This window comes from Rhodococcus sp. G6(2025) (assembly GCF_058628105.1).
Genome location: NZ_CP179750.1, coordinates 189,153 through 202,668 on the forward strand (window position 1 = coordinate 189,153; position 13,516 = coordinate 202,668).

General features: G+C 67.6%; 13 protein-coding genes. 4 read left to right on the forward strand and 9 right to left on the reverse strand.

The window, feature by feature from the left end:
• Together ACLIVD_RS00965 and ACLIVD_RS00970 are read left to right on the forward strand one after the other, a co-directional pair.
• Complete coding sequence (locus ACLIVD_RS00965) at positions 1–993, forward strand: transketolase family protein (protein ID WP_283353034.1); 993 nt, start codon at positions 1–3, stop codon at positions 991–993.
• 116 nt (positions 994–1,109) lie between these two features.
• On the forward strand, positions 1,110–1,760 hold the full coding sequence (locus ACLIVD_RS00970; protein WP_280782771.1) for a GntR family transcriptional regulator: 651 nt from the start codon (positions 1,110–1,112) through the stop codon (positions 1,758–1,760).
• 68 nt (positions 1,761–1,828) lie between these two features.
• Here the strand turns inward: ACLIVD_RS00970 and ACLIVD_RS00975 are convergent, their stop codons facing one another.
• Together ACLIVD_RS00975 and ACLIVD_RS00980 are read right to left on the reverse strand one after the other, a co-directional pair.
• A complete protein-coding gene (locus tag ACLIVD_RS00975; protein ID WP_491931783.1) occupies positions 1,829–2,938 on the reverse strand; it encodes a C45 family autoproteolytic acyltransferase/hydrolase in 1,110 nt (369 codons plus the stop codon).
• Positions 2,939–2,997: 59 nt separating this feature from the next.
• On the reverse strand, positions 2,998–4,425 hold the full coding sequence (locus tag ACLIVD_RS00980; RefSeq protein ID WP_491931784.1) for a purine-cytosine permease family protein: 1,428 nt from the start codon (positions 4,423–4,425) through the stop codon (positions 2,998–3,000).
• A 164-nt stretch (positions 4,426–4,589) separates the two neighbouring features.
• Between ACLIVD_RS00980 and ACLIVD_RS00985 the strand changes: the two genes are divergently transcribed.
• Positions 4,590–5,609 carry a LacI family DNA-binding transcriptional regulator gene (locus tag ACLIVD_RS00985; RefSeq protein ID WP_491931785.1) on the forward strand — a complete coding sequence of 340 codons (1,020 nt, stop codon included), beginning with the start codon at positions 4,590–4,592 and terminating at the stop codon, positions 5,607–5,609.
• A gap of 76 nt (positions 5,610–5,685) precedes the next feature.
• Here the strand turns inward: ACLIVD_RS00985 and ACLIVD_RS00990 are convergent, their stop codons facing one another.
• From ACLIVD_RS00990 to ACLIVD_RS01020, 7 genes are read right to left on the reverse strand one after another with little or no spacing between them, the layout of a single operon-like run.
• Positions 5,686–6,210 (reverse strand): flavin reductase family protein, encoded by a 525-nt coding sequence (locus ACLIVD_RS00990; RefSeq protein WP_005237834.1) that lies wholly within the window; start codon positions 6,208–6,210, stop codon positions 5,686–5,688.
• Positions 6,211–6,217: 7 nt separating this feature from the next.
• Positions 6,218–6,565 (reverse strand): cupin domain-containing protein, encoded by a 348-nt coding sequence (locus ACLIVD_RS00995; protein ID WP_317570874.1) that lies wholly within the window; start codon positions 6,563–6,565, stop codon positions 6,218–6,220.
• A 6-nt stretch (positions 6,566–6,571) separates the two neighbouring features.
• Complete coding sequence (locus tag ACLIVD_RS01000) at positions 6,572–8,029, reverse strand: pyrrole-2-carboxylate monooxygenase subunit (protein WP_011596400.1); 1,458 nt, start codon at positions 8,027–8,029, stop codon at positions 6,572–6,574.
• Between the two features lies 1 nt (position 8,030).
• A complete protein-coding gene (locus tag ACLIVD_RS01005; RefSeq protein WP_491931786.1) occupies positions 8,031–8,708 on the reverse strand; it encodes a DUF2848 domain-containing protein in 678 nt (225 codons plus the stop codon).
• Positions 8,705–9,517 carry a carbon-nitrogen family hydrolase gene (locus tag ACLIVD_RS01010; protein ID WP_491931787.1) on the reverse strand — a complete coding sequence of 271 codons (813 nt, stop codon included), beginning with the start codon at positions 9,515–9,517 and terminating at the stop codon, positions 8,705–8,707. Before ACLIVD_RS01010 ends, ACLIVD_RS01005 begins: the two co-directional genes overlap by 4 nt.
• 17 nt (positions 9,518–9,534) lie before the next feature.
• Positions 9,535–10,179, reverse strand: a complete 645-nt coding sequence (locus ACLIVD_RS01015; RefSeq protein WP_105414707.1) for a GntR family transcriptional regulator — start codon at positions 10,177–10,179, stop codon at positions 9,535–9,537.
• A gap of 21 nt (positions 10,180–10,200) precedes the next feature.
• The gene (locus ACLIVD_RS01020) at positions 10,201–11,568 is read right to left on the reverse strand and encodes an MFS transporter (RefSeq protein ID WP_491931789.1); all 1,368 of its coding nucleotides are present in this window, start codon (positions 11,566–11,568) and stop codon (positions 10,201–10,203) included.
• 328 nt (positions 11,569–11,896) lie between these two features.
• On the opposite strand from ACLIVD_RS01020, the gene ACLIVD_RS01025 reads away from it, so the two are divergent.
• On the forward strand, positions 11,897–13,510 hold the full coding sequence (locus ACLIVD_RS01025) for an amidohydrolase (protein WP_491931790.1): 1,614 nt from the start codon (positions 11,897–11,899) through the stop codon (positions 13,508–13,510).
• Positions 13,511–13,516: the final 6 nt, after the last annotated feature.

Sequence of the window (13,516 nt, forward strand, 5' to 3'; positions counted from 1 at the left end):
ATGACCACCGCCAGCAAGCCGAAGCTCAAGACCTCGGCCATGATCGCCTCGTTCGTCGACGACGGCCAGAAGACCACGTCCGCGCCGTTCGGGCACGCGCTGGTGAAGGCTGCCCGGGAGAACGACAAGATCGTCGGCCTGTCCGCCGACCTCGCCAAGTACACCGACATGCACATCTTCGCTCAGGAGTTCCCCGACCGGTTCTTCCAGATGGGGATGGCCGAACAGCTCCTGCTCGGAGCCGCCGCCGGGATGGCCGAGACCGGTCTGGTGCCGTTCGCGTCCACGTATTCGGTGTTTGCCGCGCGCCGCGCCTACGACTTCCTGTGCCTCGACATCGCCGAACCGAACCTCAACGTCAACATCATCGGTGGCCTCCCCGGACTGACCACCGGCTACGGGCCCAGCCATCAGGCCACCGAGGACATGGCCATCTTCCGGGGCATCCCCAACCTCACCATCGTCGACCCGTGCGACTCGATCGACATCGAACAGGCCGTCCCGCAGCTCGCCGCGTCCGACGGTCCCACCTATCTGCGGCTCCTGCGGGGAAAGGTCGCGACCGTGCTCGACGAGTACGACTACACGTTCGAACTCGGCAAGGCCAAGGTGCTCCGCGGCGGCAACGACGTCGTGTTCGTCACCAGTGGGCTGATGACGATGCGCGCTCTGCAGGCCGCCGACCGACTCGCCGAGCACAACGTCGACGTGGCGGTCGTGCACACGCCGACGATCAAACCGTTCGACGCAGAGACCGTCCTCGCGGAGGTGAACACCGACCGCCTGGTGGTCACCCTGGAGAACCACACCGTGATCGGCGGCCTGTTCGAGACCGTGGCCGCCGCCGTCGTCACGGCCGGGCTCGGCAAGCGGATCGTGCCGATCGCTCTCCCGGACCAGTTCCTCGACGCCGGTGCCCTGCCCACCCTGCACGAGCGGTACGGCCTGAGCACGGACCGGATCGTCGCCAAGGTTCTGGGCGAACTGGCGTGACCAGTGCGTACGGCCCACGCCGCAGGCCGGGCGGCGCGGGCCGTACGATGGCTGTCAACAGGTTGCTGTCAACAGACCGCTGTCGACAGTTGATCGCTGACCCCACGGAGGCACCCATGGCCGGACAACCCGCCGCACTGCTCGGGCTGGAGAAGACCAGTCTCCGTCAGCAAGCCGTCGCCGCCCTGAGGGTCGCGATCACCAGCGGGGAACTCGCGCCGAGCAGCCCGCTCGTGGAGACCGAACTGTCCGAGATGCTGCAAATCAGCCGCGGCACGCTCCGCGAGGCGATGCGGCAACTCCAGCAGGAGGGATTGATCTCCGCAGGCGCGCGGGGCCGGCTGTACGTCCGGCATCTCGATTCCAAGGAGATCCGCGACATCTTCGCCGTCCGCGCCGCACTCGAGGCGCTGGCCGTCCGGGAACTCGCCGGCCTGGCCGACCGCACCACCGTCATCGCGGAACTGCGCGCCGCCCTCGACGTCATGGACACCGCCGTCCTCGAAGCCCGCATCGAGGCCGACCTGAACTTTCACCGCACCATGTGCACCCTCACCGGCAACGACACACTCCTGCACTCGTGGATCTCCCTCGAAGGATCGATCCGGATGTCGATCATGTTCGCCGGCCTCGACCGCGCCGTCGGCAATATGGACGTCGGCCGCCACAGCGCGATCGTCGACGCCATCGAAACCGGCGACGCCGACGAAGCGGCCACAGCGATTCAGACGCACATGGACTGGGCCTCAGCGAATCTGGTGTCCTGACCCCAGGTGAGTGGGAAAGAGTGCGGGCACACGCTTTGCCGCTCACGTACCCGGGACAGGCCGCCGCGTCACCCGCCGACGACGTACGCAGGCTCGGTGGCGTCGAGTGTGGTCCACGACCGTCGGCGGGCGTCGATCGGTGTGCCGGCGAGGATGCGGGCACGGCGGTGCTCGGGTTCGAGCAGCACTGTCGCGAGGGTGGCCCAGCGCTGACCGAAGACGGCGTCCGGGGCGGGGACGCAGCACAGCTGAGGCTGCCCCGGGTCGGAGTACAGGTACTCGACGAGGTGATCGGCGACGGCCGGCTCGGCGTACCGCTGCTGCCGGGACGCGATCAGACCGTAGCGGTCCTGCGAGTCCGGCTCGTACAGACCGGTCTTCTCGCGGGCGGCGTTGGCCGGGTCGAGGAAGTGATTGGTGTGGGTCAGGAATCCGTCGCTCGGGCGGAGCGTCGCGACGCCGACGGGGCTGACCTCGGCACACGCGACGGTGTCAGGGTCGATCAGGGTCAGTGCGCCCGAGGTGGCGATCGGTGCCGAGCGCAGCAACTCGAGGGCTTCGTCGACGGTTCCGGCTTCACCGAGGACGGCCGCCGACAGGACGTGCACGGGCACCCCGGCCGGTGCGTCGTCGCGGTGGCCGAGGATGTTGAAGAAGACCCCGAGACCCGCGCTGTTCATCCCGATCTTGCCGAGGATGCCGTGCTCGGTCAGCCCCACGTAACTGTGGCGGGTTCCGCGCACCTGATGGGTGTGCCAGTACGGGTCCAGTTCCTCGTGCCAGTCCCAGGTCTGGACGCCGAACGGCGCCGACGGACGATCCGCGGGTGCGTACGCGATGGTGGAGCACTCGCCGGGACGGGCCGCGGTCGCCTGCGACAGGATCTCCGTCCGGCCGTTCAACGCCATCACGTGCCAGGGCTCGAGCCCGGCGCCGGCAGCGATGCCCTCGATCTCCTCGAGGTACCGGGGTCCCCACGCCGCAAGGACATCCGCGAGGCGGTGCGCGCTGTCGCGGGTGCGGGACTCGATTACGCCGACCGTGTCGAACAGGCGCAGATACAGTTCCACGGACGCGGACAGGTCGGTGCGCAGCTGCGTGCCGCGGGCGATGCCGCGTTCGCGCGGCCGGGTGTCGTCCACGCTGACGTGGGAGTGGTCGGTACTGGTCTCGGTCATCGTGATCCTCGTTGTGTTGCTGGTGTGAATAGTGCTGTGTGCCGGTCGATCACAGTCGATCAGCGGGTTCGGTACGAACGCATCAGCACGACGTACAGTGCTGCGGACACGATCAACCCGACCGGCAGCGACAGGTCCACGCCGCCGACCGCGTTCGCGATCGGACCGGTGTAGACCGGGGCGGCGACGCAGAGCGCCGCCGCGGCGATGCCGGTGAAGACGGCGACCGTTCCCGCCCAGTTGATCCCACCGCTGTACCAGTAGGGGCTGCTGCTGGTTTCGTTGCCGAGCTCGAGGCCGTCGTAGCGGTTGCGTCGCCACAGGACGTCGGCGACGTACACGGCCATGACGGGACCCATCACGGTCACGACGAGCTGCATCATGTTGCTGACGGTGTCGAGGAAGTTGGAGACGAGCAGGGCGTACAGCGTCATGGCCACACCCATCGAGCCGTCGAGGAGGACGCTGCGCGAGCGGCACAGGCGCAGGCCGACCGATTGCAGGGCGAGCCCGGAGCTGTAGGCGGTCATCGCGTTGTTGGCGATGGTGCCGACGATGACGGCGAGCAGGAAGATCGGCGTGAACCACGCCGGGAGAATGGTCTCGAGCGCGATCTGCGGGTCGGCCATGTCGAGTCCGGTACCGGCGAGTGCGCCGAGCGCGGTGAACAGCACGCTGGGGACGAACGCGCCGAGCGCCGTCCACACGGCGACGGAGACCGGCGAGGTGGTCGCCGGCAGGTAGCGGGCGAAGTCCGCGCTGTTGGTGTAGGACAGCGGGGCCGACGCCACGATCGACACACCCGCGGCCACCGTCGCCCACAGGCCGATTCCGTGGAGTGCCTCCGCCGGCTGGTAGCCCCAGTCGGCGTTACCGAGGACGTACCCGGCCATCACCACGAAGATCGACGTCAGCACCAGGGCCAGCGGCTGGTAGAGCCGCACGATCGTGGCGTGCCCGTACACGCCGATGGCCAGCGTGACGGCGGCGATCGCCAGGATGACGACGACCTTGACGGGGGTGGTCGCGTCGATCCCGAACCGTTCGACGAGCCGGAAGGCCGTGTACGACGCGGCCGCCCAGTTCAGCGCCAGGTAGCAGACGCTGATGAACCAGCTGGTGACGAGAATGTTCACCCGGTTGCCGCGGATGCCGAAGATCGCCCGCGTGATCACCTCGCTGGGCGTGCCCGACGCGGGTCCGCTGGCGGCGACGATCCCGGTGAGGATCGAGAACAGGTTGCCGACCACGATCACCGCCAGCGCCTGCCAGAAGGACAGGCCCATCAGGATCAGTGCGCCGCCGACGACCAGGGCCAGGTAGCTCACGTTGGGCGCCGCCCACACCGCGAACAGGTCCCGGGCGCGGCCGTGCCGTTCGCTGTCGGGGATGAAGTCGATGCCGTGTGTCTCCACCCGCCCGGCGCGATCGGCCGGCGGTGTTTCGCCGGGCGTCACCGCGCGCGGGTCTGCTTTTGTCGATGCCATGGGGTCCTCCGGATAGATGGGCACGGATGTGCGGCTGGTGGGCGCAATCGCCGGTCTGGCGTGACCCCGGTCACCGTACGGAACCAAATCGATTTGGACAAGAGTCGCGCAGGCCAATTTACAAATCGATTTGGTGCAGGTCGGGCTGTTGGTAGCCTGATTGCGTGACGGAGAAGCGATCGAGGCCCACCATCGCCGACGTGGCTCGGCACGCGGGGGTGTCGACCACGACGGTGTCGCACACGTTCAGCGGGAAGGGCGTCGTCGCCACCGCGACGCGCGAGCGTGTCCGCTCGGTCGCAAAATCCCTCGGCTACCGGCCGGACGTGGTGGCGAGGAGCCTGCGGAGCAACCGTCTCGGCGTGCTCGCCCTCGTGCTCCGGCCACTCGACACACTGGATTCGTCTCTCCCCGAGGGCGTCGACTACTTCCTGCGATTCGCGGGTTCGGCGGCTCTGGCCGCGATGGATTTCGGATACGGGCTCATGCTGGTGTCCGATCCGACCCGCGACGAGTCGCCGGCCGCCGCCCTCGCCTGCGACGGGTTCCTGATCACGGAACCCGTCACGAACGACCCCCTCATCGAGATGCTCCTCGGGGAGGGGGTGCCGTTCCTGTCCGTCGGCAAGGATCCGGCGAAGGCCGCGTACGACGCCTGGCTCGACACCGAGACCGAACTCATGACCGGCCGAGTGCTGCGGCACCTCGAGGACGCGGGGGCGACGCGAGTGGCTCTGGTTGCCGGAACCGATCCCAATTCGTGGAACCTGGGCGCCGAGGCCGCCTACCGCGAGTGGGCAGCGCCGCGCGGTCAGGACGCTCTGGTCGCCATCCGGCCCGAGACCACCGGCGAGCCCGGCGGACGCGACGCCGCGGACGAACTGTTCGACCGGAGCGACCCACCCGACGCGGTGTACTGCCTCACCGGCCGGCACGCGGCCGGGGTGCTCGCGCGGGTCCGGGAACGAGGACTCGACGTCCCCGGCGACGTGCAGATCGTCGGCGGCTCCGACTCGGAACACACCCGATCCGCCGTTCCCCCCATCACCTCGGTGGACCTGCAGCCCGAACACCTTGCCCGCGTAGCCGTCACACTGCTGGTCAACCGCCTCGACAACTCTGACCGGCCGGTCCCCCCGGGGCACCTCCACGGACGACTCGTCGTGCGGGGCTCCACCCGGTAGTCACGTCGAGGAGCCCGAATTACACGTGCTCGCCGGCGCACCGTCGGTGATGCGCCGGCGAGCACGTTCGGCCGGATCAGAACAACCAGGGGACTTCGTCGTGACCGAAGTCGTGGAAGTCGCCGAACCGCCCCGAGTAGAACACCAGGCCGGTGCCCTCCCGGCAGCGCATGTCGGTGACTTCGCCGTAGAAGACGCGGTGGTCGCCGATGTCGTGGGCGCTGTGGACCCTGCATTCGAGCTGGGCCAGAGCGTCTTTGATCAGCGGCAGACCCGAGCGGCTGCGATCGCAGGGCAGGTCGTCGAATCGGGCGCCGCCCCGCGTGGCGAAGCGGCGGGCGAGGGCTTCCTGACGGGAGCCGAGGACGGACACGGCGAACGACCCCGCGGCTTCCACGGCCTCGGTGGTGCGGGAGCCGTGGGTGAGTGAGACGAGCAGGATCGCCGGGTCCAGGCTGATCGAGGTCAGGGAGCTGATCGTCATGGCGCTGGGGTTGCCGTCGCCGTCGTCGGCGCTGACGACGGCGACGCCGGTGGTGAACCGGCCCATGCTTCGTCGCATGTCCGTCGGGGTGGGGGCGTGGAATGCCGGAAGGGTCATCGTGGGCCTACTTACTGTGGTACCGGACTTCGAAGGTGACGACGCCTTCGTCCGTGCTCCAGGGGCCGTGCGGCATGCCGGGCGGCCGGCAGGCGTACATTCCCGCGGTGAACGTCTCGCCGAGGGTCAGGTCGGTGAACGACCCCTCGAGGATGTAGACCTCCTCCCAGAAGTCGTGTTTCTGCACGCCCATCGGTGTCGAGTCGGCGCCGGGTTCGTAGCGCAGGATCCGGGTGGCGACGTTGCCTTCCGGGTCCTTGGCGAGGATGCGTTCGGTGATCTTCGGATCGTCACCCGGACATACCGTCCACTCGATGTCGGTGACCGGGAAGAATTCGAATTCGGGCTTGGCCATGAGGGTTTACTCGCTTTCCGCTTTGTAGCCGTCGGTGAACTGCTGCACTGCCGCGACGGCGCTGTCGTAGTCGTAGTTGCGGTACGTGTATGCGCCCTTCACCACGAAAGGGGCACCGGCGTAGAACATCTCGTACTGCTGGTGTCGTCCGGCGAATTCGGATCCGATGATGTCCCAGGCCAGCTTGAAGAGCTTGACGCGCTCCTCGGACGGCACACCGGGGGACTGGACGTAGTGCTCGATGTCCCGGGACGTCAGCGGACTGGTGAGATCCTTGACGCTCGACGGGAGTTGCAGCACACCGCCGCCGACGAGGTCGCGCAGGATCGCAATCACCCGCGGGTAGATCTCCGACTGCAGGCCCATCGACCCGTACAGCGCCTGCCTACCCGGCAGCCACATCCCGGCCGAATCCGGCTCGGCGGTGTACTCGGCGGCCAGCACCGCGGAACGGACTCCGCTGACGAGTGCGGCGAGCTCGCCGAGCTTCTCCTGAACACTGGGGATCTTGTCCACCCCGTTGACCTGGGTGACCCGACGCGCCACGCCGGCAATGAATTCGAGCTTCGTCGCGAAGCGGATCTGCGCCTGCCAGTTGCCGAGAACGTGGGCGCCGGTCTCGAAGAACTGTCGGCGGACGCCGGTGGTGTCGCGGTCGACGAACACTCGATCCCACGGCACGAGGACGTCGTCGAAGACGAGGAGCGAGTCGGGCTCGTCGTAGCGGCAGGTCAGTGGGTAGTCGAACGAGCTCGTCGCGGCCGGGATGTACGGGCGGCGGACGTACTGCTTGAGGCCGGGGGCATTGGTCGGGACCACGAACCCGACGGCGAAGTCCTTGTCGTCCGGGCCGAGCGGCTTGATGCACGAGACGAAGATTTCGTCGGCGATCGCTCCGCCGGTCGCGAGCATCTGCGAACCACGGATGACCAGACCCTCCGTGGTCTCCTCGACCACGCCGGCCTGCAGGTACTCGCCCTCCCAGCCCGACGCCGTCGTCGCGCGTGAGACCTGCGGCGGGATGATCGCGTACGAGACGTAGAGGTTCTCGTCGAGCAGCCGCCGGTACAACTCGGACACGTTCGCCCCGAAGTCGTGCCCACCCTCGGCCGCGAACACCTCGGGATGCGCGGCGAACGCGGCAAGGAACGTCCCCACATGGTCGGGGCTACGGCCGATCCAGCCGTGCGTGTGCTTCGCCCACCGCTCGATCGCCTCCCGCCGCTGCGCGAGCTCCTCCCGCGACCGGGGGATCGAGAACACCCGGTTGGCCGCGTTCCCGGTTTCGGGTGCGACGTACTGCATGCCGTTGGCTTCGTCCGCGGCCAGATCGAACATCTCGGCAATCGTCCGGGTCACGGGAGCGAAGGCCGGATGGGTGGTGACGTCGTCGATCTTCTCCCCGTCGACGAGCACTACGCGCCCGTCGTTCAGGGAGGCCAGGTAGTCGGCTCCGGTGCGCATGTCAGTGTCCTTCGGTGGTGTAGGAGTGGGTCAGGGTTCGGCCGTCGGGCAGGGTGAGTTCGAGGTCCCACCGGTGACCGGGGGTGAACTTGCCGTCGAGCAGCGGCAGGGTGCCTGCGAAGCAGAGCAGGTCTTCGCCGGTGTCGCCGATCCGGTCGGCGAAGATCTGCAGAAGGTTGTGCGGTGTACGGAGGTTGGCCAGTGTGCCGTCCTGATACAGGACCCCGTCGACCCACGATCGGGCCCGGCACGCGTCCCAGTCGAACGTCGCCCAGTCCGCGATCTCGACGACGGCCGGGCCTACCGGCTTCGGGCACGCCCGCTTCGAATCACCGATGTCGACGGTCTCGAGTTGGCGGTCGGTGTGATCGGAGCCGACACCGAGGTAGTACCGCCCGCGGTGCCTCAGGATCACCGGCTCGACCTCGCCGGAGGTGTGCGCGCCGGTGACGGGGGCCTGCGTCGCGGTCGTGATCGTCGCGATCTCGACGGGGTAGAACATCGGCACCTGTGCCGGCGGTGCGACTCCGATGGCGGCGAGCTCGTCGATGTGATGTTGCACCGCTGCTTCGTCGCGGCCGGTGTACCCGGCGACCAGGGTTCGGCCGTCGCCGAATTGCAGGATCTCGGAGGAATCGAGGGTTTCGAAGGTGAGCACCTCCGTGGTGGCGCCGGTCATGAAAGGACCTTTCTGCGGTTGAGGAAGCTGTAGTCGTCGAGCCGGTCCCTCAGGACCGGGAACTCGGCGCGGGTGCGGTCGACCACGGTGGGGTCGATCTCGGCGATGGTGATGCCCTCGGACGAATCCGCCTCGGCGATCACCCTTCCCCACGGGTCGACGATCCGGCTGTGGCCGCCGAGTTCGACGGAATTGTGGGTGCCGGTGGCGTTGCAAGCGATCACGAAGACCTGGTTGTCGACGGCGCGGGCCGAGGTCAGCAGCCGCCAATGCTCCTTGCGGGCCTTCGGCCACGCGGCGGGCACGATGACGAGTTGCGCTCCGGCGGCGACCAATTCGGTCCACAATCCGGGGAACCGCAGGTCGTAGCAGGTGGTGGCCGCGATCGGGCCGAACGGGGTATCGGTGGTGTGGATCTGCGTCCCCGGCTGCAGGAGCTGCGCTTCGAGGGAGTCGTATCCGAACACGTGAACTTTGCTGTAGTGGTGGTGGATCTGTCCGTCCGGGCCGATCAGGACCGCCGTGTTGCGCAGTCTGCCCTCTTCGCCTTGTTCGACGATGCTGCCGGCGTGGATGTAGCACTGCCGTTCGACGGCGACGGATGCCAGGACCTGGACGGTACCGCCGCCGAGGGTTTCCGCAGCTGTCGAGTAGTCGTCGAAGTGGTTGTATCCGACGCGCCACAGCTCGGGCAGAACGATCAGGTCGACTCGCTCGTCGAGTCCGGTCAGGAGGTTGCGTACGCGCTCGAGTCGATGCGCGGGGGTCTCGGAATCGGGGCTGGCCAGTTGAGCCAGGGCTATCTTCATGGGTTTCCTTCGTGCCGTTAGATGTTCGGCCGTTTCATTGACTGCAGGGTGGTGTCGAGGTGTTCCCGCACCGCCTGTACCGCGGCCTGCGGATCACCTGCCGCGATCGCGTCGGCGATGGCGCGGTGCTCGATGAGAACCTGCTTCTTACGGGTTTCGTCGGCCATGACGATGCGGATACCCATCCGCATCTGACGGTCCCGCAGTGAGCTGTAGAAGTTGTTCATCAGGGGGTTGCCGGCCGCACGGATGATGGCCGTGTGGAATTCGAGGTCGTGCGCGATGAAGTCGACCGGGTCGGTGTCGTTCTCCTGGAGGTCCAGGAGAATGCGGAGCCGGTCCGGCACCAGGCCCGGTTGGGGCGCCACTTCGGTGACCGACCATTCCTCGACCACCCGGCGGGCCTGCATGATGGCTTCGACGTCGCTGTCGGACAACGCCGGGATGAAGGCGCCCTTGTGGGGCACTCGCCGGATGAAACCTTCGGCCTCGAGGCGTAACAGCGCCTCGCGCACGGGGGTTCGGGAAATTCCGGAGGACGCGGCGACCTGCGCCTCGGACAGAAACATCTCCTCGTCGCGGGGCAGGGTGATGATGGTGTTCTTCAGCCACTCGTAGGCCAGCTCCGGTGCCGTTGCCCCGGTGGTCTTCGATGTCGTCATGGCTTGCCCCTTCGAGGAGAGTCAGTTGTGGACGGACGCCGGTGTTTCCGGTGTCCGGGAGATGGCCTCGTCGCCCACGGCCGCGAGATCCACGGACTGCGTTTCCCGCGCGAGAAGTGAGGCGATCAGGGAGATGACTCCCATGGCTGCGAGATAGGCACCGATGGCGTATCCGGTGCCGAACCGGGTGTAGAGCGCGATCGCGATGATCGGGGCCAGCGAGCCGGCCAGGACGGACGCGAGGTTGTAGGCCAGCGACACCCCGGAGTACCGGACCTCGGTGGGAAACAGTTCGGAGAAGAATGCGCCGATCACTGCGCTGTAGGCCGCGAAGATCAGCAACCCCACCGACACCGCGAGGGTGATCGCCGCCGGATTCTTCGTGTCCAGCAGCGCGAAGAACACGAACGCCCACACGATGGTGGCGGCGGACGCGGCGATGTAGATCGGTCGCCGGCCGATCCGGTCGGCGAGCACGGCGAACATCGGGATCGTCACCAGGGCGACGACCATGCCGATCATGACGGCGTTCAACCCGGTGCTGCGCTCGAGTTCGAGGATCTGGGTGATGTAGGTGATGACGAACAGCGAGAAGATGTAGAAGCCGGCGTTCTCGCCGAAGCGGGTGAAGGCCGCGAGGAGGATCTGGCGCCAGTGTCCCCGGACGGCCGCGGCGAGCGGCATGCCCTTCTTCTCGGCGGTCGCGGTGTCCCGGGACTGCTCGAACAGCGGGGTCTCCGCGACGTACAGCCGCAGCACCAGACCGATGATCACCAGCAGGGCCGACAGCCCGAAGGGGATCCGCCATCCCCAGGACAGGAACGCGTCCTCCGACAGCGTGGACCCGAGGACTGCGAGCACCCCGGCCGCCAGCAGGTTGCCCAGCGGCGGACCGAGATTCGGCCAGGCGGACCAGAACGCCCGTCTCGTCGAATCGCCGTGTTCGGAGACCAGCAGGACTGCGCCACCCCATTCGCCACCGAGGGCGAAGCCCTGCACCAGCCGCAGAAGCACCAGGATCAACGGTGCGGCGACGCCGATGGACGCGTAGGTGGGCAGGAAGGCGATGAGGAAGGTCGACACTCCCATGAGCATCAGGCTGGCGATCAGGGTGGCCCGCCGGCCTTTGACGTCCCCGTAGTGCCCGAGTACCGCGGCACCGAGGGGACGCGCCACGAAGCCGACCGCGTAGGTGGCGAACGCGAGCATGGTTCCCACCAGGGGATCCTCGGTGGGGAAGAACAGCTTGTTGAACACCAGCGCCGCCGCTGTTCCGTACAGGAAGAAGTCGTACCACTCGACTGCGGTACCGGCGAGGCTCGAACCTGCAATGACGGGCAGGCTGGTGTGGGGTCTGCGATTGATAGATTTGTTGTTGGCGGTTGCCATAGTCGACTCCTAGGTCGAATCGTCGCTACGTGACGAGCTGCACGTCCTTGCGCCTACCTCCAAGTAGGCGACTCGAACGGTCGCGCAGATGGTGCTGCCGGGGCTCGGTGGCTGCTCCAACAGCTGCCGAGCCCGCTTTTTTCTTGCCTTCATCCGACTGTGAAGCCGATCACGAAAAGGCCGTACACCAGTTGTATACGACCGGTCTACGATTCGCAAGAGGGCGGCTGAACTCTCCGTTTCCGCCCCGCGACCGGGCAACTCTTGACGCAGGACCGAGCACGACCTAGCTTAATCGAATCATATTCGATTAATTTGAGGAGGTGCCGTGGACGCCGAACTGCTCGTCGTTGGAGGCACGGTGCGCACCGGTGATCCCGACCGGCCGGTCACCGACGCGCTTGCCGTGGCCGGCGGCCGCGTGGTCGCGCTGGGGGAGCGGGCTCGTGCCCTGCAGTCGAGCCGCACCGAACTGATCGACCTGCGCGGGGGCGCGTTGTTGCCGTCGTTCGGCGACGGGCACGTCCACCCGCTGATGGGCGGGCTCGGCTTGCGCGGTGCCTCGATCCGCGACTGCGGAACCGTCGACGAGGTCCTGCGCGAGGTGCGCCGGTGGGCGGACGAGAATCCCGGAGCCGGTTGCGTATTCGGGGACGGGGTTTCGCCGACGCTCGCCGAGAGCGGGCGCTTCGAGGCCCGGTGGCTCGACAGTGTGGTGCCGGACCGGCCGGTGGTCCTGCGCACGATGGACCATCACACCGCGTGGGTCAACAGTGCGGCGCTGCGGTGTGCCGGACTGACCCGGGACACCCCGGACCCGGCAGGCGGAGAGATCGTGCGAACCGCCGACGGTGAGCTGCTCGGCACTCTGCGTGAATGGGGTGCGATCAATCCGGTTCTCGCACTGGTGCCGGAGGTGACCCTCGACGACCGGGTCGATGCGCTGGCGACAGTGTCGAAGATGCTTGCCGCCGCGGGCATCACGTGGGTGCAGGATGCGTGGACCGAACTCGACGACGTCGAGGTCTGGCTGACCGCCGCGGATCGCGGGAGGCTGTCGACCCGTGCCAACCTCGCGTTTCGTGCCACCCCGGAGAGCTGGGAGACCGACCGGGAGGCGTTCGTCCTGGCGCGGCGGAAGGTCGAGGAACGCGGCGGCGACGCGGTTCGGGCAGGAACGATCAAGTTCTTCGCCGACGGGGTGATCGAGGCCGGTACGGCGGCGCTTCTGGCGCCCTACACGGACTGTCCGCACTCCCACGGCATCAGCAACTGGACGACGGACGAACTGTCTCGGGCTGCGGCCGAAGTGGACCGGCTCGGGTTCCAGATCCACATCCATGCCATCGGCGACGCCGGGGTGCGCATGGCGCTCGATGCGATCGAGCACGTCGACCGCAGCAACGGTCCGCGTGATCGGCGCGCCACGATCGCACATCTGCAGTTGGTCGACGGTGACGACCTCGACCGGTTCACGTCCCTCGGGGCGGTCGCCAACTTCCAGCCGCTGTGGGCCCAACTCGACGCCCTGATGACGGAATTGACGATTCCGCGGATCGGGGCCGAACGAAGCGCGCAGCAGTATCGCATCGGAACCCTCACCGAGCGAGGTGCACGGGTGGCCTTCGGCAGTGACTGGCCCATCACCGCCTACGAGCCGATCAAGGGAATTGCCACCGCGATTCACCGCCAGACCCCGTCCGGCGTACCGACGGAAGGATGGCTGCCGCGCGAACGCGTCGGCCTCGAACGAGCCCTCGCCGCGTATTCGGCCGGCGTCGCCTATCAGGGATTCGAGGAGAACCTGTGGGGCTGCCTCCGGCCGGGAATGCGGGCCGACATGATCCAGCTGCCGGTCGACCCCTACGACCTGTCGTCCACGCAGGCGCTCAGTGACCTTGCCGTGACCCGAACCTGGTTGGGCGGCACGCAGGTTCACTGAGGTTCG